At 59.6% G+C, this 24,743-nt stretch carries 20 protein-coding genes; 16 read left to right on the top strand and 4 right to left on the bottom strand.

What is annotated here, in order from left to right; all coding sequences use genetic code 11:
• The 9 genes from ABJF10_RS14040 to ABJF10_RS14000 all read left to right on the top strand — a co-directional run.
• Positions 1 to 1,446, top strand: a 1,446-nt coding sequence (locus ABJF10_RS14040) for a DUF6079 family protein (RefSeq protein ID WP_348545212.1), incomplete at its 5' end; no start/stop codon positions are given.
• Positions 1,447 to 1,499: 53 nt separating this feature from the next.
• On the top strand, positions 1,500 to 2,414 hold the full coding sequence (locus tag ABJF10_RS14035) for a restriction endonuclease (RefSeq protein ID WP_348545211.1): 915 nt from the start codon (positions 1,500 to 1,502) through the stop codon (positions 2,412 to 2,414).
• A gap of 2 nt (positions 2,415 to 2,416) precedes the next feature.
• Positions 2,417 to 5,272, top strand: a complete 2,856-nt coding sequence (locus ABJF10_RS14030) for a DNA methylase (RefSeq protein ID WP_348545210.1) — start codon at positions 2,417 to 2,419, stop codon at positions 5,270 to 5,272.
• Between the two features lie 4 nt (positions 5,273 to 5,276).
• A complete protein-coding gene (locus ABJF10_RS14025; RefSeq protein WP_348545209.1) occupies positions 5,277 to 7,205 on the top strand; it encodes an ATP-binding protein in 1,929 nt (642 codons plus the stop codon).
• Positions 7,206 to 7,295: 90 nt separating this feature from the next.
• On the top strand, positions 7,296 to 7,577 hold the full coding sequence (locus ABJF10_RS14020) for a DUF4160 domain-containing protein (protein WP_348545208.1): 282 nt from the start codon (positions 7,296 to 7,298) through the stop codon (positions 7,575 to 7,577).
• The gene (locus ABJF10_RS14015) at positions 7,567 to 8,442 is read left to right on the top strand and encodes a DUF2442 domain-containing protein (protein WP_348545207.1); all 876 of its coding nucleotides are present in this window, start codon (positions 7,567 to 7,569) and stop codon (positions 8,440 to 8,442) included. The genes ABJF10_RS14020 and ABJF10_RS14015 overlap by 11 nt, the downstream gene beginning before the upstream one ends.
• Positions 8,443 to 8,472: 30 nt before the next feature.
• On the top strand, positions 8,473 to 11,256 hold the full coding sequence (locus tag ABJF10_RS14010; RefSeq protein WP_348545206.1) for a helicase-related protein: 2,784 nt from the start codon (positions 8,473 to 8,475) through the stop codon (positions 11,254 to 11,256).
• Positions 11,253 to 13,256, top strand: coding sequence for a BREX-3 system phosphatase PglZ (gene pglZ, locus ABJF10_RS14005; protein ID WP_348545205.1), 2,004 nt, complete (start codon positions 11,253 to 11,255; stop codon positions 13,254 to 13,256). Before ABJF10_RS14010 ends, pglZ begins: the two co-directional genes overlap by 4 nt.
• On the top strand, positions 13,253 to 13,999 hold the full coding sequence (locus tag ABJF10_RS14000; protein WP_348545204.1) for a hypothetical protein: 747 nt from the start codon (positions 13,253 to 13,255) through the stop codon (positions 13,997 to 13,999). The genes pglZ and ABJF10_RS14000 overlap by 4 nt, the downstream gene beginning before the upstream one ends.
• 463 nt (positions 14,000 to 14,462) lie before the next feature.
• Here the strand turns inward: ABJF10_RS14000 and ABJF10_RS13995 are convergent, their stop codons facing one another.
• Positions 14,463 to 14,663, bottom strand: a complete 201-nt coding sequence (locus ABJF10_RS13995; protein WP_348545203.1) for a hypothetical protein — start codon at positions 14,661 to 14,663, stop codon at positions 14,463 to 14,465.
• A gap of 107 nt (positions 14,664 to 14,770) precedes the next feature.
• A complete protein-coding gene (locus ABJF10_RS13990; protein ID WP_348545202.1) occupies positions 14,771 to 15,520 on the bottom strand; it encodes a DUF932 domain-containing protein in 750 nt (249 codons plus the stop codon).
• A 152-nt stretch (positions 15,521 to 15,672) separates the two neighbouring features.
• Between ABJF10_RS13990 and ABJF10_RS13985 the strand changes: the two genes are divergently transcribed.
• From ABJF10_RS13985 to ABJF10_RS13975, 3 genes are all read left to right on the top strand, one after another.
• Entirely contained in the window at positions 15,673 to 15,939 is a 267-nt protein-coding gene (locus ABJF10_RS13985) for a hypothetical protein (protein ID WP_348545201.1), read from the top strand.
• A 504-nt stretch (positions 15,940 to 16,443) separates the two neighbouring features.
• Positions 16,444 to 16,821 (top strand): cysteine-rich CWC family protein, encoded by a 378-nt coding sequence (locus ABJF10_RS13980; RefSeq protein ID WP_348545200.1) that lies wholly within the window; start codon positions 16,444 to 16,446, stop codon positions 16,819 to 16,821.
• Between the two features lie 413 nt (positions 16,822 to 17,234).
• The gene (locus ABJF10_RS13975; protein ID WP_348545199.1) at positions 17,235 to 17,486 is read left to right on the top strand and encodes a hypothetical protein; all 252 of its coding nucleotides are present in this window, start codon (positions 17,235 to 17,237) and stop codon (positions 17,484 to 17,486) included.
• Between the two features lie 792 nt (positions 17,487 to 18,278).
• Here ABJF10_RS13975 and ABJF10_RS13970 read toward each other — a convergent pair.
• Positions 18,279 to 18,494 (bottom strand): hypothetical protein, encoded by a 216-nt coding sequence (locus ABJF10_RS13970; protein WP_348545198.1) that lies wholly within the window; start codon positions 18,492 to 18,494, stop codon positions 18,279 to 18,281.
• Positions 18,495 to 18,563: 69 nt separating this feature from the next.
• On the opposite strand from ABJF10_RS13970, the gene ABJF10_RS13965 reads away from it, so the two are divergent.
• The 3 genes from ABJF10_RS13965 to ABJF10_RS13955 are packed head-to-tail and all read left to right on the top strand — an operon-like array spanning position 18,564 to position 22,570.
• On the top strand, positions 18,564 to 19,259 hold the full coding sequence (locus tag ABJF10_RS13965; RefSeq protein ID WP_348545197.1) for a 4Fe-4S single cluster domain-containing protein: 696 nt from the start codon (positions 18,564 to 18,566) through the stop codon (positions 19,257 to 19,259).
• A 15-nt stretch (positions 19,260 to 19,274) separates the two neighbouring features.
• Positions 19,275 to 20,609 carry a hypothetical protein gene (locus ABJF10_RS13960; RefSeq protein WP_348545196.1) on the top strand — a complete coding sequence of 445 codons (1,335 nt, stop codon included), beginning with the start codon at positions 19,275 to 19,277 and terminating at the stop codon, positions 20,607 to 20,609.
• Entirely contained in the window at positions 20,606 to 22,570 is a 1,965-nt protein-coding gene (locus tag ABJF10_RS13955; RefSeq protein ID WP_348545195.1) for an AAA family ATPase, read from the top strand. Before ABJF10_RS13960 ends, ABJF10_RS13955 begins: the two co-directional genes overlap by 4 nt.
• An 8-nt stretch (positions 22,571 to 22,578) precedes the next feature.
• Here the strand turns inward: ABJF10_RS13955 and ABJF10_RS13950 are convergent, their stop codons facing one another.
• Entirely contained in the window at positions 22,579 to 24,501 is a 1,923-nt protein-coding gene (locus ABJF10_RS13950) for a hypothetical protein (protein WP_348545194.1), read from the bottom strand.
• A gap of 51 nt (positions 24,502 to 24,552) precedes the next feature.
• Between ABJF10_RS13950 and ABJF10_RS13945 the strand changes: the two genes are divergently transcribed.
• Positions 24,553 to 24,743 (top strand): hypothetical protein (locus tag ABJF10_RS13945; protein WP_348545193.1); only part of this gene is annotated, 191 nt, incomplete at its 3' end.

Here is a 24,743-nt window from a genome sequence, read left to right as displayed (position 1 = left end):
CAGGTGCTCAATCGCCAGGAGATCATCACCACGCTGGAACCGGGCATCGAATACTTCGTGCCGGACAAGTTCCGACTCGAACCGGAATGGCTCTGCGTAGTGCTGGGCGCGCTTGTCTATTCCGGGGACGGAGTGCTGGCCGTGCCCGGCGCGAAGTTCGACGCATCCACTCTGCCGACGCTGATCTCGACACCGGTCGCTGAGCTGAAAAACTTCAAGCACCTCGAACGCCCGAAGGACTGGAACATCCCAAGTCTCAAAGCGCTGTTTGAGTTGATGGATCTCGCTCCGGGCATGGCCATGCAGGTCACGCAGGGTGTCGAGGCGCCGGTGCAGCAGCTCCACAAAGTCATCACCGAGCGCGTCGAAAAACTGGTGCTCGCCCGTCAGCACTTGCTCAACGGAATCCCGTTCTGGGGGCAGGCCCTCTACACCGAAGCCGAGATCGAGCAAAACTCTGCCCTGCTCACCAAGGCCAAAGACTTCCTTGAGAGCCTTCAAGCCTACAATACGCCGGGCAAGCTGAAGAACTTCAAGTATGACGCCGCGGAAATCACCGGATACAAGACCACCTTTGGTAAGCTGAAGGAAATCGACTGCCTTGAAGCCTTCGCGCACGAGGTTAGCCAGCTCACGCAGTATCTCGGCATGGCGGAAACCGTGCTCCCGGAAACCCACCCCTGGGTCGCCGAGAGCAAAGCCGCCCGCACCGAAATTTTGAGTGAAGTTCGCAAGCCCGCTCAACGCGAATCCGAAGCCTTCAAAGCGGATGTCGTCAAACGCCTCAAGACGCTCAAGGCCGCCTACATTAAAGCGTATCTGGACCTCTACCGCCGGGCGCGGCTGAGCATCGCGCAGGACAAGGACAAGAACGCGATGCTCCAAGACTTCCGGCTCAAGAATCTCCGGCGACTTGCGACCATCGAGACGATCAACCGGCAGCAGCTCACGGAATTCGACAAGCAACTGGATCGACTGAAAACCGGTGCACCGCTCACCGAGAAAGATCTCGAAACCGAACCCAAGACCGACTTCTGGCCCAGCATGGAAGACGTGAGCGTATCCGCCGAGACGCGGCTGAAAAACCTCAAGGGTGAGCTTGAGAAAATCTACAAGAACTGGTCACTCGCTCTGCTCAACGACCTTGCCGATCCAGTCATCCAAAGCCACTTCGACCTGCTCAAGCCCGGCCAGAAGAAACTGCTCGGCGAGTTCACCACCGCCAAGGAACTGCCCGACGAGATCAGCCAAGATTTTCTCATCGCCATCCAGCAGGCTCTCTCCGGCCTGTCGAAAGTGCAGGTGCGGTTCGACGACTTGCGCGACAAGTTGTTCCCAGATGGCACACCGGCCACCCCGGACGAGTTCCGCAAACGCTTCACCGAATACGTCGAGCAATTACTGAAAGGCCGCGACGCGGGGAAAATTCGGCTGGTTCTTGAATAGTCCAGCAAACCGCGATGCCCTTACCGCTTCGAGAATCCCATGCTGCCACCGAGATGGCCAAGCTGCTTTACAGCTTCCTCCCCGGCTCGGGCTCGTCCTCGTGGAAAGGGCACGTAACATTTGCCAGCGTGGCTCATCAAGCCGGGGTGGGAGACTTCTGGCTCGGCGGCGGCAAGGAGCCTGCCATAGCCCGGCTGATCGAAACGACTCTGGAGCGCCGTCGCGACCGCTTTGAATCTCTTGTGCTTGGGATCGTTCGAGAGGGGCTGAAATATCGGCAGAAACAGAACGACCCCATCAAGGCCGGGGAGATCGTGAGCCTGAACGAGGTAATCCAGAAAATTGGATTCAAGTTTCCATCGCTCTGGGCTTCCGATTTTTTGGATTCACTGGCCAGTTCCGCCACCAGCACCACGGCTCCTGTCGCCGAAAAGCAAGAAGCTGAAGAGAAGCGGCGCCGGAATCAGGAGTCTGCCCGGCAGCGCGAACTAGATCAATTGCGTGCGGAGTTTTATGCGCTGGCGACAGCCAAGGACCGGCAGAAAGCGGGTTTCGCCTTCGAGGGAGTTCTAACCAGGTTGTTTGCGCTTTTCGGATTGAAACCGCGGCTGTCCTATCGGGTCCAAGGTGAGCAGATCGACGGCTCCATCGAACTCGACAGCGAGATTTACCTGGTTGAGGCCAAGTGGGAAGCGGCTCCGATGAGCGAAGGACCAATGCTCATCTTCCGCGGAAAGGTGGAGGGAAAGTCTTCGTTTACCCGTGGAATTTTCATCGCGGCCAACGGGTTCTCCCCGGACGCACTGGCTGCCATTACCCGTGGCAAGCAACCGAATTTTTTCCTGATCGACGGATATGATCTCTCTCTAGTCATCGAGGGACGCGTCGAACTGGACGTCATCCTCCGGCACAAACACCGGGTCCTTGCGGAAGAGGGAACGGTCCTCGCCCGGCATACCTTGTCTTGAATATGAGCCAGCAAAATCTTGCACTGAAACCCACCGAAAGCGGCCCTGTCGAATGTCTGGGTCAGACGTTTGCCAGTGAAGAAGCACGGCGAGAGCACTTCCTGAAACTCCTCGCGACAAAGCTCAAAGACTCGGAGTTTCGGAAGATCGACGGGTTCCCCATCGGCACCGACGAGGACATCCTCGCACTCTCCGATCCGCCCTACTACACGGCTTGCCCGAACCCTTGGATCGGCGACTTCATCAAAGCCTACGGCACCGCTTACGACCCGAAGAAGCCGTACCATCGGGAACCGTTTGCGGCAGATGTGACCGATGGAAAAACGCACCCGATTTACAACGCGCACTCTTACCACACGAAGGTGCCTCATCGCGCCATCATGCGTTACATCCTACACTATACGGAGCCCGGCGACGTTATGTTCGATGGCTTTGCCGGCACCGGCATGGCAGGTGTGGCCGCACAACTCTGCGGCGACCGCGCTGAGGTGCAGGCGCTCGGCTATCGCGTGCGTGACGATGGCGTGGTGCTCGACGAAGAAGGCACGCCGTTTTCAAAGCTCGGTGCCCGGCGTGCCGTCCTCAACGATCTCTCCCCAGCGGCGACCTTCATTGCCTATAACTACAACACGCCCGTGGACGTGGACGGCTTCGAGCGTGAGGCCAAGCGGATACTAAAGGAGATCGAAGATGAGTCGGGGTGGATGTATGAAACCAAGCACAAGGATGGCACGAAACGGAGGATTGACTACACCGTGTGGAGCGAGGTTTTTACGTGCCCGGAGTGTGGTGGCGAAGTCACCTTTCTTGACGAGGCATTGGATGCAGATTCCGGCAAAACCAGGGACGAGTTTCCGTGCCCTCATTGCGACGCTACGCTGACCAAACGCAAGGTCGAGCGCATGTTTGAGACTTCTCTCGACCATTCCCTCGGAGGACCGTGGAAACGCGTGAAGTTCAAGCCGTGTCTGATTCAATATCGCGTTGGCAAAGTTAAGCACGAAAAGGTGCCGGATGCCGACGACATCGCGACGCTCGCCCGCATCGAGAATCTCCCACTTCCTAAATCTGTGCCGTCCAACCGTTGGCCAATTGAAAAGATGTATCATGGCTCTCGGATTGCGCCGAAGGGCTTCACAAATACGCATCAATTCTTTCTTCCTCGCGCTGCTCAAACTATGGGTGCGCTTTGGCAAAAAGCAGCGAGTCATACCAACGCCCGTATGCGGGGCATGTTGCTCTATTTCGTAGAACAAGCGATCTGGACGCTTTCGCGACTGAACCGTTACCGGCCCACCGGCTTCTCTCAAGTTAATCAGTATCTGACTGGTGTTTATTACCTCGCCGCTCAACATGCTGAGTGCAGCCCGTGGTATGTCCTCGGGGGCAAAGCATCCCGCCTCGTCTCCACATTCGGCACCATGAAGACAGCGCGATCTTTCGCACAAGCCACGACTGCGTCGGCAGCGATTCCGTTAATTCCTGCTGAATCGTTGAACTACATTTTCACTGACCCACCGTTCGGGGAGAACATCTACTACGCGGATATGAATATCCTCGTGGAGTCTTGGCACCGCGTCTTCACGAACACCAAAACCGAAGCGATCATTGATGAGCCAAAGGGCAAGGGCTTGTCCGAGTATCAGCAACTCATGCTCGACTGCTTCCGTGAGTATTTTCGTGTGTTAAAACCTGGTCGCTGGATGACAGTCGAATTCTCCAATTCGCAAGCGTCCGTCTGGAATGCGATTCAAACAACCTTGCAGGAAGCAGGTTTCGTCGTCGCGAACGTCGCCGCCCTTGACAAGCAGCAACACAGCTTCCGTTCCGTCACGAGTCCAACCGCTGTCAAACAAGACCTCGTCATCTCTGCCTACAAGCCCAACGGCGGATTGGAGGATCGCTTCGCCAGGCAAGGCGAGACCGAGGCGGGTGTGTGGGATTTCATCAAAACCCATCTGGGCAATCTCCCGGTGGTCAAAGCTCGCGGCGGGCAGATGGAGTTCATCGCCGAGCGCGACCCGCGCATTCTCTACGACCGGATGGTCGCGTTCTACGTGGGCCATTCTACACCCGTGCCACTCAGTTCCGCCGAGTTTCAGGCAGGGCTGGCCGAACGCTTCCCGCAGCGCGACGAGATGTTTTTTCTGCCCGAGCAGGTGAACGAATACGACAAGAAGAGGCAGCAGATGGAAGGCGTGGGCCAGCTCAGCATCTTCGTGGAAGACGAAAAGAGCGCTGTGGCCTGGCTGCGCAGTTTCCTCAACGCGCGACCATCGGTGTATCAGGACATCCAGCCGGAATTCATGCAGCAACTCGGCGCGAGTTGGAAGAAATGGGAAACCCGCCCCGAGCTACGGGGGCTGCTGGATCAAAACTTCCTGCGTTACGAAGGCGAAGGCGAAGTGCCGAGCCAGATCCACAGTTACCTCTCCACTCAGTTTAAGGAGCTACGCAATCTGGCGAAGGATCATCAGCAACTCCGCAGCAAAGCCAAGGATCGCTGGTTCGTGCCCGACCCGAAGAAGAACATCGACGTGGAGAAGATCCGCACGAAGAAGCTGCTGGAGGAGTTCTGGAGCTACCTGCCCGCCGGCTATTCCCCCGCCGCACTCAATCCAAATCGCGGCGACGGCCTGCCGGGGCTGACGGTGCCGGTTCCAAAGATTCCGAAGGGCAAGAAGCTCAAGGAGCTGCGCTCGGAAGCAGTGCGCGTCGGCTTCAAGCACTGCTACCAGCAGAAGGATTACCAGACGATTTTGGTCGTCGCCGAGATGCTGCCGGAGAGCGTCATCCAGGAAGATGAAGCGCTGCAGATGTATTACGACACGGCTGTGACACGCACCGGCGGGGAGTAGGCGTATGGAAGCAATCGTTGCCAACTTCCGCCTCCGCCTCGCCACGACCCCGCAGCCGGTCGCGCTCGCGCTTGGCCGAATCTGCCGGCATCCGAACAGCAAGGAATTGATCGAAGCCGCACTCAAGGCGAGCGAGGTGCTGGCACGTTACGCCGCTGCGCTCGCGGTAAGCTCCTTCTGTGCTCGCGACGATGGCGCCGCGAAGATTCCGAGTGAACTGAAAGAGTTTCGGGGGAATCTCTCCTTCGGGCACTTCCTCGCCGTGCTCAAGGGCATCGCACGGAGTCCCGCGGTCCATCCGCTGAAGACGAGTCTCGAAACGGGCTTCGGCGAAGGCACCGATGGCGAGAAGGCGTTCGACAAGCTCGTGGGCCTGCGCAACGAACTGGGGCACGCACTTTCAACGATCACGGACGCGAAAGCCGCGCACATCCTGGAGCATAACCAGCCGCTCGAAAACCTCGCGGCGGCGGTGCAGGCTTGTCAGCGACTGCTCGACTTCCCGTTGTTCCTGCTGGAGGAGCAGCGCATGGTGAAGAGGGTGGTGCAGGGACGCCGGCTGCTGCTCATGGGCGAAGCCGAACCCACGCCCGACTTCATCGACCTCGAATCCGCGCTCGGTGACGAGGACAAGCAACTCTACGTCGCGCTGAAAACTGGTGCGCTACGCCTCCCGCCTTTCCTCCTCTGGGACATCGTGGAGGCTCGCCAGAGCTACGGCATCTATCTCCTGCACCGCGCAGAGGAGAAGAAAATGAAGTATCTCACCGTTCACAATGATGGGATCGAGCGGGCAAAACCTGCCGTCGAATTCGAGACGTTGGTCAGTGGCGGCCTGCGCCCGTTGGAAACGGTGGCGCTCAAGGAAGGTGGCGATTTGCTTTCGGAATGGCTGGCGATGAGGAAGGTGCTTCTCGAAATGGCGCAGCCGGCCATTGGGCCGATTCCGTGGAACGAGTTGGATGACAAGACGCTGACTTGGTATGACTCGAAGCTGAAAAGTGGAGCGAAGCCCGAGGACAGGCCGAAGCGTGCCGGATCGGTGATGGTTAAGATGCTTCTGGACGGGCGCACCACACTCACGAACGACGAGTTGCGGCAGCTCGTGCTCCTCTTTGGCAAAGAAAAAGCCGTGGCCGCGCGAGTGAAACGCGCACTCGTGGACTGCCGCGCGCGGCGGCGGGATTCGGAAGCCCGCTGGGACGAACGCAAGGAGTCGTCGGCAAACGTGATCGAATCGCTCAAGGTGGCGGTCGAGTTTTTCAGCCGTCACATCGCCGTTGAGGGAGCGACGCTCGACGGCTTGCAAGGCACCAGCGGCAGTGCCGACTACATTGCCATGCGCGAAGCACTGGTGAATTTGTTCATCCATCAGGACTACACGCATCCCGGCCAGGCGGGGCAGGTGGAGATCCGCGACGAACGAACCATTTTCTACAACGCTGGCGCGTCGCTCGTCAGTCCAGAGGGACTGCTCGATGGCGGAAAGAGCACCTCGCGAAACGCGGTCATCAGTCGCGCTTTGAAGCTGATTGGCTTCGCAGAACTGTCGGGCTCCGGCCTCTACGCGGTCCACAACCTCTGGCGCAAAGCGCACGGGGTGCCGCCGAAGATCGAAACGAGCACGGAGGCGAACACGTTCACGCTGACCTTTGAGTGGCTGCTCCCGGTCGAGGAAGTGGACGAGTTTTGGAAAGAGAAGCTCGGGGTCAAACTCACCGGGAAGCAGGCTGACATCATCTCGCTGCTCGCGAAGCACGGCGCATCGACGCTGGAGCAGATTGCTGCGGCGGGCAAACTGAGCGCGGACGATGCGAAAGCAGCGATCGACTACCTCGCGTTGCAAGGGCTGGTCGAAGGAGTGGACGGCAAGTTCACGCTGCGTGCGGATCTGGCCCAACTCGCCGCAAACCGGGGGCAGGCGTCTGGCTGACCGAATCGTGCGAGAAAACGGCGCGGGACATTTTCCGATAAGTAGTCATTGAAAAGTGTCCCGCCTCCGGTATTCTTGACGGCATGATGTATGGCGAAACTGGAATGCTTCACAATCGACGGCTTAGAGCTGTGGTTCTTCTCGAACGACCACTTGCCGCCGCACTTCCACGCCAAGCGCAAAGGGCAATGGGAGGTACGCGTCAATTTTCTCGAATCAACGACAGCCAGGATGTTCTCGGTCGTGTGGCAGAAGGGCAAAGGCAAAGGGGTGCCGCGGGCGGATACCAAGTTGATCGAAGCAACGGTCGCAGCGCACCGCGCGACCCTTCTGAAAGAATGGGAAGAGAAGGTGCAGCCCGATGAAAACTGAGACCAAAGCCTTCCAAGTGATCCCTTATGGCCTGCCCAAAGGCCGTCTGGAATCGTTCAAGCTGCCTGGACTGCGCATCTCCAAAACGTGGAAGCGTCCCGAGGCAAAGGATCAGCATCGCGTGTGGCAACTACTGGTGACGTTCTCCCATCTGCTCGATGCTTCGTTCGTGACCGCGTTCCAGAAGAACGCGACGCCTCACACGAAGCTCCTCGTGCTGAACGACCGTCTTGGCAGCGATCGGCTGGCTTCCCTCCTCGTGGACTTGCAAATCCGCTCACCGCAACGGTTCTACGTGGCGGAGGCCAATTGGGCCACGGGCCAGCAGGAGAATTGGGATGTCCTGCTTCAATCGCTGCTCGGTCGCCTCACTGCCGCGCACGACACCAAAGACAGCAACCGACGAGTCCTCGACGCGCGATTGGAAGATGGAGTTCTCCGCACGGTCTCGGCGGATTTCCGGCGTCTCGCGATTCCCGTCGCCAAGATTCCGCCACTGGCGCAGGCAGCACCGGCGGCCGTGCAGAGTTTCGAGATCGATGAGGATGGCTCGTACCTTTACTGGCCGGAGCTGGACGTTCATCTCGGATGGGAGCAGCTCGCGCAGATCGTGGACCCGGTCGCGGTTCACAAAGCGAAGCAGAAGAGCCGCGAATTCAATGTCCGCTACGGTGCGGCGATCCAACAGCTTCGTCAGGACGCGGGACTGGCTCTCAAGGCCATTCCCGGACTGAGCGACAAGCAGCTTCGCCGAATCGAGCGTGGAGATTGCCGATTGACTTCCAACGCTGCGGAGAGCCTGGCGCAAGCCCACGGAATGCAACCCAACGAATATCTGCAAGCCGTGGCGGCGCTGCTGAAGTAGCCGCGAATCTGCGAACACACCTCCCAATCCATGTTTCAAACCGGCGACTGGCTGTGGAGCACTGAACATCGACAGCCCTGCAAAGTCGTCGAGGTGACGCGGCTCTGGGATGACGCGTGCTACCATATCTGGCTGTCGTCGGCTGATTCGATCATCCGAACGAGCGGAGCGAGGCTCGCGCGGCTCGATGAAGCGGGCGCAGCGACGCCGGAGAAGATTCGCTTCGCACTTTTCGGAGCGCGCGTAGCCAACCTGCTGAACGACGACATCCTCCTCGCGCCGGTCGGGGCTGCGGTCATCCCTCTGCCCCACCAGCTTCGGGCACTGCGCCGGGCGACGTCACAAGATCGCATTCGTGTTCTGCTGGCTGACGAAGTGGGTCTCGGCAAGACCATCGAAGCGGGATTGGTCATGCGGGAACTCAAGCTGCGCGGACTCGTGCGCCGCATCCTGGTGCTCGCGCCAAAGGGACTGGTTACGCAGTGGATCGCGGAAATGCAGACGCATTTCAGCGAAGAGTTCCGGCACTACGCACCCGGTGATTTCGGAGCCTACCGGCGCATTTCGCCGAGCGACAATGTGTGGCGGACTTTCGATCAGGTGATTTGCTCGGTGGACTCGGTGAAGCCGTTGGAAGCCCGCAAAGGCTGGTCCGCGGAGCAAGTTTATCAGTTCAACAAGGACCGCTTCGAGGATTTGGTGACGGCCGGTTGGGATCTCATCGTCGTGGACGAAGCGCACCGTCTTGGCGGGAGCACCGAACAGGTGGCGCGTTACCAGCTTGGCCGTGGCCTGTCCGAAGCGAGCCCGTATCTGCTCCTGCTCTCGGCGACGCCGCATCAAGGGAAGACCGACTCGTTCCACCGGCTCGTGTCGTTGCTCGACAAGGCAGCGTTCCCCGAGCCGGCCAGCGTCACGCGCGAGCGCGTGCAGCCTTACGTGATCCGCACGGAGAAACGGAACGCCATCGACGCTGACGGCAACCCGCTCTTCAAGCCGCGCGTGACGAAGCTCGTCGGCGTGAGTTGGGAAGGTCACGAAGAGCAGCACCAACTTTACGAGGCTGTCACCGAGTATGTGCGCGAGGGCTACAACCAAGCGATGCGGGAGAAGAAGAGCTACGTCGGATTTCTCATGATCCTGATGCAGCGGCTCGTCACCAGCTCGACGCGGGCCATCGCCACCACGCTCGAGAAGCGGCTCGGTGTTTTGCAAACGCCGATGACGGAACCGGTGCAAGCGCCGGTCGTGACCGACGAAGAGTGGAGCGAGATGGACGCCCAGGAACAATGGGAGACGCTGCTGAAGACGCGGATCGCCGCGATGCAGAATGAACAGGGCGAAGTCGAACGCCTCCTGCACCTCGCGCAGAAAGTGGAAGCCCGCGGAGCCGACGCGAAAGCCGAGGCGCTGCTGGAGTGGATCTACAAGTTCCAGCAGGAGGAAGGCGACCCGGATTTGAAGGTGCTCGTCTTCACGGAGTTTGTGCCGACCCAGCAGATGCTGGCGGAGTTTCTCACGCCGCGAGGAATGGAGGTCGTGCGCCTCAACGGGGCGATGAGCATGGACGAACGGCGCGTGGTGCAGAAACGCTTCGCCGAGGACGCCCGCATCCTGGTCTCGACCGATGCCGGCGGCGAAGGTCTGAACCTCCAATTCTGCCACATCGTCGTGAACTTCGATTTGCCGTGGAATCCGATGCGCATCGAACAGCGCATCGGTCGCGTGGATCGTATCGGACAGAAGGCCGTGGTGCGCGCGATCAACTTCGTCTTCGAGGATACGGTCGAGTTTCGCGTGCGTGAGGTGCTCGAAAACAAGCTGGCGGTGATTCTTGAGGAATTCGGCGTCGATAAGACGAGCGACGTGCTCGACTCGGTGGAAGCGGTCGAGATGTTCGATCAACTCTACGTCGAGGCATTGCTGCACCCCGACCATCTCGATGCGTCGGTGCAGCAGGTGGCGAACACCTTGCGAGCGCGTGCGGGCGAATCACACGCCAAGAATGCAGTGATCGCCGATAACGATGCGCTGGACCCGCACGAGGCAAAGACGGCGCAGGGGCTGCCGCTGAACGACTGGATCTTGCGCATGACGGAAAACTACGTTGTCGCCTCTGGTGGCCGCGTCGATGCGGAGCTGGATCGGTTGAGGATCGTATGGCCCGGCGAGCAGGATGAGCAGACGTTCTTCTACGCAGGCACGGCGGGAACCGTGGCAGCGGGTGAGACTCTCACCCTCGATCATCCTCGCGTTCGAGCGATGCTCACCCAACTGCCAAAGTTCGTCGAAGGGATGCCGCTGCCGTCGGTGAGAATTCCCGCGCTGCCTGCGGGCATCGCGGGCCTGTGGTCGATCTGGGAAGTGAGTCTGGTGACGCTGGATCGCCGGAAGAATTCCATCCTGCCGCTCTTCCTGCATGACGACGGCCGCGTGCTCGCTCCGACCGCACGATTCTTGTGGGAGCAGCTCTGCACCGAGCCGTGGAAGCTGGATGGCGAGCACATCACCGAACCATCATCCGACGTCTTTACGCGGCTTCGCGAACACGCGATGCAGCAGAGCCAGGGCATTTACGAAACGCTCAGGCAGAAGCATCAGCAGGCAATTAAAGCCGAACGAGAGAAGGGCGATTACAGTTTCCGTGCGCGGCGCCGGATGCTGTCCGGGCTTGGTCTCACGGAGGTGCGAGACTTTCGGCTGCGCCGTCTTGGCGAAGAGGAAGAGCAGTGGCAAATCGAACTCAGCCGACAGGCCGAGATCATGCCCGCGCTCACGCCGCTGCTCATCCTCCGAATCCTCCCGCACTCATGAGCGACTGGCGGGACATCATTCTGAAGCATTTCGCGCCGGGTGTCGGACCGGTGACCGCGGTCTCCGACGCCGACGCCCTTTTTCGCGATCCGGGCGTTTTCCGGGCAATCGAGGAACGAGGATTTTCGCTCGTGCAGTTCGAGGATTCGATCTCGTTCCGATTCGACTACGAGACGCGCTTTCGCCCGCGTTGGGATGCGGGCGATGCCTTGGAAATCGCCATCGTTTTCAAACCGGGAGAACTGGAGTTTGAAACGCTTCCTGCGGATGTGCTGACCGGAGCACGCCAGCTCTCATTCACTTTGCAGGACGTTTTCCCGAAGCTGTCTTATAGCGTCGTGTCGCAGTTGGAGACCGTTCACTTCGACGCACTTTACCGCGCGCAAGATCAGTATGCGGCCAACACGCTCGGTGAAGTGATGACCCGCGACTTCATCCTTCAGCACGTCTTTCAGATCGTGCCGAGCATCGTGAACACGGAGAGCGACCTGCTCCGGCTGTTGTGCCGCAAGCACTACAACAAGACCACGCTTCCCGAGGCATTCGATGAGCATCTCATCGCGATCCTCAGAAAGCGCCCGCAGTTTCGGGAATGGCCGTTGGAACTGCTGGTTCGGGATCGGAAGGCATTTTGGGAGTTCCTCGACGAACGGTGGCCCGTGTTCGTGCGCGACACTCGAGGCGGCACGTCGGTGGTGCGCGAGGGACCGGAAACGCTGAAGTATCCCGGCCCGAGCCTGCTGCAGTTTCAGCACGATGACGTGCGCGTGTTCATCGACAACCTTTTCGAGGACGGCATCCTCACGCCGATCCCGTGGAGTTGGGACGAGGCCGTGCCGGAAACGTGGATACGAGTCGGCCTGATCGGAAGCGGACCTGAGAACACAGAATTGCGGTTCGAGGAGCTGGCTAATCACCTCATCCAGAATTGCCCCGACGACGGCGCGGCACCGCAATTGTGGACGGCGTTCGCTCATCGTTACGCGCAAGCCCGGCTCCTTTGGACAGAAATTGGAGCGGCCTCCCGCGCAAAGAATGATGCGCGATTTTCGACTCTCTGCCGGCACGTCAATGATCGCTTCAGCGTATGGCTAAAAGCCGGCTATGCCGGCATATTCAATTATCCCACGGTCACGCCGCTGATGGTTCATCATCTTCCGGGCTACCTCGCGCACCGCCTGGCGAAAGGTGCCACGAAGAAAGCCGCACTCGTGTTGTTCGATGGCCTCGCCATCGAGCAATGGCTCGCCGTCAAAGAGGAGCTGAGAAAGCAGGCGTTCAATCGGACCTTCGAGGAGGACGCGCTATTCGCCTGGCTGCCGTCCATCACGCCCGTCTCACGGCAGGCGGCATACTCGGGAAAGGTGCCGCGCTACTTCGCCGAATCGGTCCACCAGACAGATCGTGACGAGGCCCGCTGGCGCCAATTCTGGGCCGATCGCGGACATCATTCTGCCGAGGTCGGATTCATTTCCATGAGTGGCGATTCGGGAAACGATCAAGCCTTGGAGGATCTGGATCTGGCACAACTCCGGGTGCTCGGTATCACCGTGATGAAAGTGGACAAGATCATGCACGGGATGCAGCTCGGCTCCACCGGTATGGCTGGTCAGGTGCGAACTTGGGTGGAGGAAGGATTTGTCAGGCGGCTATTTGACCGTCTCATCGCGGAGGGGTTCGACATCTTCGTGACGGCCGATCACGGCAATGTGGAAGCGGTTGGTATCGGAACGCCACAGGAGGGAGTGCTCAGCGACAAACGCGGGCAACGATGCAGGATTTACTCCGAACCGGTGCTGCATGCGAAGGCCCTGCAAGAAATCGCGGGTGCGACATCTTGGGAGCACTCAGGCTTGCCACCAAATTTCCATGTGCTCCTGGCTCCATACGGTGACGCTTTTGTGCAGAAGGGCACGAAGATCGTCTGTCACGGCGGCGCAAGTCTTGAAGAAGTCATTGTTCCCTTCGCCCGCTTGGAATGCGCAAACTCAGTCCCGTGACCAACCACAGCAAAACGGACATGGGCTTTGGCAAAAAGGTTCGAGCCATCTGGCTCGACCTCGCGCTCGATCTTGTTGCGGACGGTGTGCCATTTGACGAGGCCAAGGCGGCGCTCTCCGAAGCCATCGCAAGGGACAATCCGGGGCCAGAGGCCATTCGGAAGGTTTTAGCCGGTCTCAACCGCGTTTGGTTCAATCCACCGGGCTACTGCCGAGGAACGCGAGACGCAGCCCTCTCACTTTACCGGTGTGCGGACCGTCAGCTCCCACGTCTGCTGCTTCATTGGGGCATGGCTATCGCTGCGTATCCCTTCATTGGTGCGGTTGCTGAGGCCGTCGGCCGGCTTTTGCGACTCCAAGGCACCGCTTCGATCCGCGACGTGAAGCGGCGCGTGGGCGAGAAATTCGGAGAGCGGGAGTTCGTCGAGCGCATCGTTCGCTTCGACATGAGTAGTTTTCTGGATTGGAGCGTTTTGGCCGCGACCAAGCAGAAGGGGGAATACATCGCTGTGAAGCCGATACCTGTGCCTGACGCTGATCACGCGGCCTGGCTCATCGAGGCGCTGCTGCACACCCGGAGCGAGGGTGGACTCTCGCTGTCACAAGTCCGCCAGCATCCATTGCTGTTCCCGTTCATGCTGGAAGGAATGTCCAGCGGGCTAGCCATCTCCAAATCGAATCCGCGTCTCCAGACCATGCGGCACGGACACACGGAGGAACTCGTGATGCTACGTGATGGCTGAGGGTTTTGTGGGTCAACATCAGGTGAGCTGCGGAACAACCTCCTCCGGCTTAAGAGCGATTTCCGGACTTTGGCGAGACGGCTGTGTGGCACCCAAGTTGCGCGGGAAAGCGGCGTCCATGAGGGGCTTAAACCCGCCGGGGAGTAGGAGAGTAGGACCTACCGCAACAGCTTCACCCGGTGTCCTTCGCGCTCTGCTGCGCGTACGAACGCCCGCAATGAGACGAGCGTGGGGTGGTCGATTCCTTCCGTGCAAACGTAGATCGCGGTTCCGGGTGCCGGCGTCGGGAGATTCGGTAGCAGTTCGCCGGCTGAATGCCTGGCTTTTTGCCAGTGCTCTGCGGGGAGTGGGTCGCCTTGGGCCTCGGTCATGGAGCATCACCAATGCAACGCCTTTGGGATGTTGTCAGCTTTCTTCTCAGCCGCGCCCGGCTGAAAGCGGCCCGCTTTAAGTGCGATGCGTTTCAGCCTGGCTCCGCCATGCACTCAATGCGTGCGATGGCTGGTGCGGCCAGTTTCTTCGCGTCGAGGATGCCGCTGCTTTGCCAGCACCGATCCCCGGCTATGTCCATCCAGCGGACTTTGACCGTGCCCAAGCGGGTGCGGATGGTCGCGCGAAGCGGGTGCTCATTGCGGTCGAAAACGACTGAGATAATACGAGCCATGCAAAGAAGTGCCGTTTGACGAGTGGCTCCCTCGGTTTGGGGTTTCCTTTGTTGCGTCCGGCAAAAGGGCCGTCGCCCGTGTGAGCGACGGCCCATGCCGAAACCGGCTAGCTCTGGCTGAACAACCCGACTTCACCATCGAGCAGGCCGTGGAGCGCCTGCGTGCGCTGCGGGAGCGCCCATAGGCCGCTGCCCTTTGCCGCCTCCGTCACCGCATTGAACAAGCGCCATGCGCTCTTGCCATCGGCGGAAAACTCCGGGTGCCTCGGCGTGCGCCATTCCTGGAGGATCGCCGGAACCTGCGTCACGGTGATCGCCCGATTGTCGAGCGCCCGAATCACGAGGTCATGCGCTTGAACGTCGGTCAGTTCATGGCCGCGATAGGCGTTGATCCGCTCCGCCTGCTCGTGCCAGCGGTCGCCGAGCTGGCCGACTGCGCCGGACACCAAGCCGGGCAGATCCCGCATGATGAACCGCGTGTGTTTGCGGGCGATTTTGATCTCACCGGAAAAGGCGAGGTTATCGCAGACAAACACGGCGGAACCTACGACGAGACCGGCGGGAAACCGCTTGTCGTGCGAGTTCCGCAAGCCGAGCACGTAGGAGTAATCGCCCTGCTCGTCGCCATTGGCGACTTGGAGCAGGCCGAAGTAACGAGCCCCGTCGGCGCTCATGCCGTGGGCCTCGGTGACGATCCGCATGTTCGCGCGGTTCAGTGCGCCCTCCACCTCGGAGACGAGCGTCTCGTGGGGGATGGGGCACCAAGTGTTATCTCCATCCGGGGTGCAGACGTGGGCGAGTTGCTCACGGTCGGCTTTCGCCGCGCCGCAGTGGAGGATTAGGTTCGATTGGTTCATTTTGAAAATGCCGTTTAACGAGTGGCGCCCTCGGTTTGTTGTTGAGCTTTTAATATGCGTCACCTGTCACGTTATAGCAAGCGAAAGATGCCTCTTTTACAGAGAAAACTTTGCACTCGCCGACCCGCCGATAATCGTCTCTTGTCACGGTAATGCCTCGCCAACAACCATCCGCGCCAGCGCCGAAGAAACGCGGCCCCGGTCGTCCGAAAACTTCACCGCTCGATGCCCCGGCTCAAGCGCGTGAACGTCAGGCGCGACTGCGCGCAAAGAAGCGTGAAGCTGGCCGTGTCGTCGTTCAGCTCTGGATCAATGCCAAGTGGCACGCCGACATTCTCAAAAGTGGCGCAACCCTCCAGGATTCCGCCGATGAGGCGTTTGCCCTGCTCATGGCCAAACGGCGCGGAAAATCCCGCTAGCACCCCACGTCAGCGCAGCGCAGGCGCAGCGCCGAGCAGAAAGGGAACACCTTTCTCTCTCCTTCCCAGGCACCGCGCCGATTGAGCGGGGGGCGAGCGCCAGCGAGGAGGCACCAACCCACTTGGCCGACACGAAGCCTCCCCGGAGTTCCCACGGAGGCTGAGCAGAGGTCCAACAAACATCCGCCGGGCGGGGGTCCGCACGAAGCGTGACAGTTCCTCTGGCGCGCTTCGTGAAACGAGGGAACGGCCCGGAGGATCGTCGGATGATCTGCGCCGCCCGCAACGCAGCGGGAGGCCGTTCGCGTAGCGCAGCGCGGAGCGAGTAGGCCGGGAGCGCAGTGAGGACGGCGCAGTTCATCGCACCGCCCACACGACGGGGAGTCTGTGCCTTGGGCGAGCGTCCGCCGCCCTTGGCACAGTCTCCCACGGCGCAGCCGCATCAGGGCTTGATGGAGCAGGTCTGGAGTGACGGCATGGGGAGTTTTCGCTTCAATGCCCCGGATGAGTTTTTGCCCCGCAACTTGCCCGCTTTGCGGTCGGGAGAATGAGTGCCAGTTCGCCACGACCTCTGCTTACAAAGGCAAGTGTTGGTGTGCCTCGGAGAACTTTTCTCCCGATCTGCTCGCGCGTATTCCCGAAGAAGCACGTAACGTCGTGTGCGTCTGCCGCCGCTGCGTCGTTGCCGCCAATTTCGCCGAAGCGAAAGCACGCCCGCTGCCGCGCCCGATAGCCGGAGATTTCTACATCGAGGGCGAGCATGTCGTCTTCACTGCGGAGTATCATCGTCGCCGCGGCTACTGCTGCGGCAGCGGTTGCCGCCACTGCCCGTTCGATTCGCTGGAACGCGAATTGGGTGCGCCAGGCGCGTTGACCGATTGAGCCGGCAGGATCGTTTCCGCGAGATTCGCGGGCATCGTTGCGGTGGGGGAGCGGCCCGGAGGATCGTGCGATGATCTGCGCTGGCCGGAAGGCGCGGCCCGGCTTCCGCGCGGAATCATGGGCGGAAGGTCGGGAGCGCCGGGAGGACGGGCGCAGATGGTCGCTGCCTGCCCACACACCGGGGAGTCTGTGCCGTGGGCGCGCGCAGCCGGTGGGAGGCACAGTCTCCCGCGGCGCAGCCGCATCAGGAAGGCGTTACGGAAACCTGGGTTACCGTTGAGATGGGTGCATCGAAGACGGTTCCTCCGGCTTCAATCAGGGAAGAAACTTCTTCCCTCCAAAAAGCCCAACTACCTCGGAAAAACTCGGCTCGGCAGGACTGATGTGCGATGATGGAAAAGACACGCGCCACCATGTCGCCGACTACAAAAACGAAGCTCACGGAACTCGCCCAAGCAGGCGTCTCCATCGGCACTTCCTCATGGAAATATCCGGGCTGGTGCGGACAGCTCTACGACGAGCAGCGTTACCTGACGCGAAAGAAATTCTCGAAGGCGAAATTCGATGAGGTGTTTTGGACTCATTTGGACAGGGCTGGCCCCACCTGCCCGGAATCCGTGGAAATGGATTCGCCGAGTGATGGCGCGTGGTCACAAGCGGTCTGAAACAACCCCATTTTTTAGTGGCGGGTTACTTTTTTCGGGCTTTTGGATTCGGGCCGGCAACGAAAGCGAGGGGAAGGGCGCACGCTAGGCCGTGAGACAACGACGCTGCACGAAATAAGCCGGCTGAACGCCAGGCGTGGGTCTTTCGCGGAGCCGAAGACTGAGAATCGCACACGCGCTTTGCGGCACCGTGCTCAAAAAAACGCTCCGAATGAGATCCCGTCTTCACGAAAATATCGGCCTAGCTTTGCGCCAATAAAAACCTCGAAGCGATGTGGGTCCATCGACAAAATCCACTTTCATGCTGCGGTCGAGCCGCTGCTCGCAGAGTTGCAGGAGTTGTTCGCGCGGCACGGCGCGAGCGCAGCGCTCTCAGCGAAGGCGACCATCAAACCGACAAAAGAGTTTCACGCCGCGCGGCACACGCTGTTCTCGCCGGGGTCGCGCCGAGTTCGGAGACTGTCCCCCTGGCGCACTTCGGCTCACACCGTCCATCCGTGCGGAAAGCCACGAGCAGTCGTTGTCTCTCTACCACCAATTGCGCGCTGCGAACCGTGCACTCTGCTTGAGGGAGTGGTGATGAAGCGGCGGACTCGACGTATCCCGTACACCTCCGCAGCGCGACCAAGGAGTTTCGCGGCTGGATGAAAGCATCCTTTCCTCACCTAAGCACCTGCGCTTGTTTGAAGCGCGCACTCACCAGCCGGGGTTGCCAATACTTTTCCACTTGGCGCGGAAATCGAGAGGCAAATCAGGCCGCCTTTAGCGGTATCTGCGGCTTCCGGGAGCGGGTCATTTGATGCGCACATCGCGGACGGAACCGCCCACATGCGATTTGATGATCTCAAGCGCGTCAGCCAGACTACGCGACTCGCCGATCTTCTTCTTGTCGTCGAAAATCAAACCCACATCGACATCGTAAATGTAGAAACGCCCCGCGTATTCGTTGACGTAATAGAGCTGGCCGCGCTGGCGATCGGTATCGACGACGACTGTGCGTTTGGTCATAAGATTTGGATCGTGTTCAGAACGGAAGCGTGTCGCCGCGAAGCCCACTGTCAAGGCTCCGCTGATTTCTTGCCGACATTCGCGGCGCTGCGTGGTAACGAACTCCGCATGGATCCCATTTCACCGGTCGTCCAACAGAACGATGTTCTTCGCGTAGCCCGCAAGACCACCGCATGCTCGGTGCTTGGTCCAGGGAAGCGGGCGGTGATTTGGGTGCAGGGATGCTCGCTTGGGTGCCCGGGTTGCGTGGCGCCAGAAACGCATTCAACTGTTGGCGGGGAGATAATCGGCGTCACGGATCTTGCGAATGAGTTGATTGCGCTACCGATTGACGGAGTGACAATCTCCGGCGGCGAACCGATGGAGCAAGCGGCGCCTTTGAACGCGCTGATCGATTCCGTGCGTGCCCGGTGCGACATGTCATTCATGGCTTACAGCGGATACACGATCGAGCATCTTCAACAGCGTGGAAATGCGGATCAGAAGGCAATGCTGGCCCGGCTCGACATCCTTGTAGATGGCCCCTACGTGCGCAGTCGCCACACACGCAAACGTTGGCGTGGTTCGGACAATCAGACTGTGCATTTCCTCTCCCCGCGGCACCGCAACCTGAGCAATACGATCGAGGATGAAGGTGATTGGATCGATGTTGAGGTGACATCTTCCGGCACGCTGCTTTGGATGGGGATTCCGCCGCCTGGCTTTCGTGAAATCGTTGAACAGCAAATGGCCCAACGCGGCGTCGCCTTAGAAGTCATCGCCTAAACACAATTTCAAATCATGAGCGGTTCTCCAAAATACAATTGTTACCGGCTCCAACGAGAGCAGGAAAAGCGGCTGCGAGCCGAACGACAGGCGCAGGCTCGCGCCGAGGCCGAGCAGCGGCACCGTGAAGTGGCGATGCGGCAGGCGACGCGGCTTCTGCATGCGCAAAGCATTGTTGCCGCTGATTTTGATGCCTTAGAGAGCCGGCTTCACGGGACGCCTGCGGATGTCATGAGCTTTTTGCCCGGAGCGGGAGCAGCGGTTCGAAATAGAATGCGTGAACTTCGCGAAGCGCTCGCGCGCTGCTCTTGGGAAGGGGAGGCGTGGGAGCTTCGCGATCGTATTCGTGCTCTGCGCCAAGACTTTGGACGCGAAGTGAGTGATGCCGCACGGGTACAGGCTCGAGAAGCTGCGAAGCGTATGCAGGAGGAGCAGGCGCGACAGCTTTCACGCGCTGATGCGGAATGTCGCTCTGCCGCGGCCCGCATTGCGGAGTACGACAATGCGAAAGAGCGTGTATTCGATGCGCTGGGACGATCCGAAGTCGAACAGGTGCTTGTCGCTACGCAGAGCGCCATTGTGGAACACGATGCTCCGACCGCGACCGAATTGGCAGAACGGCTCGCGGTAGTAATCGAAGACCACGAGAAAAAGCGGGAGGCCGAGCGAGTCCGGTGGGTGGCGGCGTGTGCTGGAGCCCGACTGAAGGTAGCTTTGATCGACGAGGCGCTCAGCGGTCTGAAGGCCGATCAGGTGGTCATGCGCTGGTGTCAGAATCGCATCGACGAATGGATCGCACGCTTGGTCACTATTGAGGCGGCACTGGCTGGCGACCGATTTGGGGAAGTGCAAATCGCGGCGGATGAGTGGAAACCATTTGCTGAGAGCATCTTAAACGAGGCGCAGGAGATGCAGTTGAGGGAAGACCGTCGGCAATACGTGGTTCGCAGCCTTTGCGAGGTGCTCGCCGGACAAGGCTTCGTATTGAAAAACGGATCGCCCGCGCTCGATTATCCCGAGTATCCGAATTCAGCGGTAATGATTCAGGCGCGTCGTCTCTCTGGCGAGGCGCTCGCGATAAGCGTCCCTCACGATCTCGACGAACGCGTTGAGTACGACCTTGATGGATACGAGCGCCGTCCCCACACCGCCGCCGATGGCACGCCGGCCACCTCGTGCGACGCCGCCGAATTGGTAATCGAACAAATGAGAACTGTGCTTGATGGGCAGTTTGGCATCGAGTCCTCGCCGCTTGAGTGGGAGGGAAAGGACCCCGATCGCATTCGCAAGGGAAGCAAGGATCTGCCAGGAGGGGGAGATGAGCATCGCGGAAGGGGGGGCGCGGCTTGACCCGCGAATTTGATTGGGAGAATTCCGCGCCGTGGCTGCGCGACTTCCACGTAGCGCTCCATCGCGGACGCGGCGTGCTGCTGCACGGCAATACCCGTGATGCGGTTCTATTTGAAGGTCACTTCCGCACCGCGCTTGTTGAAGTGCTTTTTGATTACTTCCGGGATGACGGCGCCGCCTTGATCGCGAGCTTTGATCTCGTCGTCGGCATGCGTTTCGCAGATGAAGTTGGTGGCGCTACCACCACGTCTCCCATGCGTCGGCGGTTCGAGGAAATCGTCGCCAGCGCGGTGGGTGGAAGCGCGCCGCCTACCGAACCGCCAGCCGCTGTCGATACCACGGATACCACTACGCCCCCGCCCGTCGTTCTAGGGCAGCCACCACCCCGGCGGCGTCCGAATGCCGCGCCTGCCGGTGTTACGAGCGTCGGCGGAAACCTTCGTGATTTCGCAACAGCGATTCCGGCATTCCAAGCAGTGCTCGCCGAGCGTGCTCAACGCGCTGCATTGGTCATCGAGAATGCCGATCTGCTCGTGGCCAACCCTGAACGACATGGCGAAGAGGCTGAGAGGCGTGTGTTACTGCGTCTCGAAAAGGCGCTAAGCGAAGCCGTTACCGGCGCGGATGGGCGACGCAATGCACTAGTGCTTGTGGCACGTCAGCTCACGGCCGTTCCGTCGTGGCTGTATCGCGAAAATCCACACTTGGCTCTGATCGGCGTTCCATTGCCGGCACGCGAAGAACGGCTTTATTATTTCGACTGTTTTCTGCACCAATTCGAGGGTGGTGCCGAACTGTCGGACGAGGCGCATGGCCGAATCGCAGCCGATCTCGCTGACCTCACCGACGGCCACAGCATCTGGGATCTCCGCGCTCTACAGATGGCTTCAGTTGCCGAACAGTTGCCAGTGCAACACGCCCGCAAACTCGTCGAGCGGTTCCGCCACGGAAAGAGGCACGATCCGTGGGCGAGCCTTGATGAAGCCAAACTGCGCGCTGCCTCGGAGGCGCTGCGCAAACGGGTCATCGGGCAGGATTTCGTCATCAATGCGGTGAGCGATATGCTCTTTACGGCGAAAGTTGGCATTACGCTTGGGCGCACCGCGAGTAGCAGTCGGCCTCGCGGCGTCTTTTTCTTCGTCGGTCCGACGGGTGTTGGAAAGACGGAACTCGCCAAGGCGCTCGCGGAATTGATTTTCGGTGACGAGGCGAGCTATGCGCGCTTCGACATGTCGGAGTATCAGCAAGAACACGCTTCTGAACGCCTCGCGGGCGCGCCACCAGGATTTGTTGGATTTGAGCAGGGCGGGCAGCTCACGGAGCGCGTGCGGCAGCAGCCATTCAGCGTGATTCTTTTCGACGAGATTGAAAAAGCACACCCCAAAGTGCTCGATAAGTTCCTACAAGTGCTCGAAGACGGACGGCTCACCGATGGGCGAGGACAGACAGCGCATTTCGGAGACACGGTGCTGATTTTCACTTCAAATATCGGCGCGAGCACTTTGCCGCGTGCCGCAGACGGAGGAGCGCCGGACTATGCAACGCTACGCGCACATTTTCAAGCGGCTGTTGACCGAAAATTCGTCCAAGAGCTTGGAAGAGCGGAGTTGCTTGGCCGACTCGGTCAATTCGACCAAAGTATCCTCGTCTTCGATGTGTTGCGCGCGGAGCATGTGATTGGCATCGCGGAGAAGTTTCTCGTCGAACTGGCACGCACGGCGCGTGAACGTCATATGTTGCAACTACGATTTCCGGGCGGCCAAATCGTAGCAGCCGTGCAGCAGCGGATGGCAGAACCTGAGCAACAAAGTAAAGGTGGCCGCGCCATCAAAACATTGCTCGAAGCCATTATCGAAGGCCCGCTTAACCGTTGGGTGTTCTATAATGCCCCCAAGCCCGACACGCATCTTCTGCTCGAAGTAGATTCTAATGGCGCATTGCAAATCACACCATCCGAGTAGGCGGTTCGCTATCGCAGTTCGAGCGCGAGGGCGAAGCGCTTTCCATCTCTTTGCCGAGTTCTCGCTTTGCAACGAACAAGTGTGCCTTCGAATAGCTTGTTTCGCGCGTTGGGAGATAAAGCCTCTTCGTTCACGCTGATGTCGTCACCACCGTCACCGGCAATGATATAACCGAACCCGTTGACGCTATCGAAAAACTTCATTTGGCCGTTGATCCAAGGTGCCTCCTGGAACTCGCGATCGCGCCGTTCCGCTCGCTGCGCCGTGTCGCACGCGATTGCCAATCGCCGCAATTCAGTGGCGCGCTTAGCGGTTACGATGCAGTCCGGAACTAGTCGCTCGGCAAACCACCCGCGCGGGCCGCGTTGTGGCCGAACAAGCACGACCTGGTCCACAGTTGGGAGTGTCGCCAACATCGCCAGCGCGTCGCCAGGAACGCGCAGGAGCCCCTGTTCCGGTTCATCGGTGAATACCTTCGCGAACCCACCAGCTGGATCAACATAGCTGACAATGCCTTCAAAGAAGTCCCGATGCTGCTTCAGCCATGCATGCCATCGCCCATGTGCTTGGTCGGGATTCGACGAACCGGCGCGTGTTTGCACTTGTCGGCACTGCGGCCCTTGGCGCGTTTGGGCAAAAAAGAGCGTAATTGGTTGACCAAATCGGATGGCTGCCTCTGGCAATTCTTGGAGCAGTCGGCCATCTAGAAAAATCTCGCCCACCTGTGGATCGTCGCAAAACGCGATGGCGTTGCTGCCGTCTGCCGTGACAGCGACGAGTGTTCCTTCTGCGTGAACATCTGCACCGCGCAGCAAGGGTTGAACGATTTGGACCATCTCGGGAGACGCATCTGCGTCGTCAGCGATGACAGCGAGGAAATCGTCGATGCTTTCCAGGTTTGTGCCGCGCTTTGCAGGGTCGGGGACGCACAGCAGAGAAATTAGGTGATGAAAAGCCTTAGCGAAGCGCCCGCAGCGTTCTTGGATAACCTCTTCGATCGACGGTTGAGGGTAGACGAGCGAACCGCGAGGCACCCACTCGCGAGGAAGCTTCTCCTCGCCAGTCACCATTTGGACTAGAATCGCACCGAGGGCGAACGCCCCAAGTGTCGCGGTGGTAGCGCGGAGGCCGTGACCTGCGGAGGGGTTGCTGAGTTCGGGCGGCATGTAGCCAAATGATGTCGTGAGATAGTTTGGGTGAGTTTCATCAACCGTGCCATCAGATCTGAGCGGACAAAGGCTGCCGATCCCGAGGAAGCGCGGCACACGGTTGCCGGCGACGAGAATGTGACGAGGATTAAGATCAAAGCAGACTACATTGTGATCGGATAGCAAACGAAGATAGCTTACGATGCTGCGGCCGAAGTTCGCGATTGCCCGCGAGTCGGCAGGCGACGCGGCGCCCGGTTGATCGTCTAGAGGTGGCGCACCAGGCTTCGGTCGGAGGGTGAATATGCCGTTACGGATTGCGGTGGGTAAGGGATTTCCGGGTTGCCATGCTAGAACAAGCGCTGGCTCGTTGTGTTTGAGCGCGTTAGGCAGGCCGTCTGTGCTGTTGGAGACCCTGAGATCATCAAGGGGCTGCGCAAGCAGCGGCGTGTCGAGGAGATTGAGTAATTCGATTTGGACATCTAGATTTCGGCGGGTTTCACGCACCTTCGCTTCGTAGTCGGCAGCATTATTGGCTAAAGGGTATTTCAACGTTTTGATCACGACGCGGCGAGGCTCCCCCGCTGCATCCGTGACTTTCAGATCGCGACCAACGTGAAGTTTGAACCGAGGAATGCCGAATTCACAGCCTCTAAGGAGATGTTGGTCATAGCGTCTAATTTCCCATCGCATTTCGGTGCAAGAGCCGCGCAGCCTGATGGGTGGAACATCGACGATCCGCCCGTTGATGTGTCGCTTTCCGTCGTTGAGCTTAAAGTGCATGCTTTAACTCCCTGTCTTTATCGCCAACCCAAATTCGTTTGCCACAACCACTTGGGAACCAACGCTCAAAGAAACGACGGCACCCGGTACAAGAAGAGTCCCGTCAAGCGCGGTGCTGCTTCGGCACTCGGGATGCACGCCAAGTTCCCACAAATCGCCAACACGGTGGCGCAGATAGACCGCTCGACGAGACACTTCGCGCCCAGAATCGTGGTCGGTGAGATCAATGTCAGGAAAGTGTC

Origin of the sequence: Chthoniobacter sp., assembly GCF_040003245.1 — a bacterium.
Classification (GTDB): Bacteria; Verrucomicrobiota; Verrucomicrobiia; order Chthoniobacterales; family Chthoniobacteraceae; genus Chthoniobacter.
This window is presented reverse-complemented; position numbering and strand designations above follow the sequence as displayed.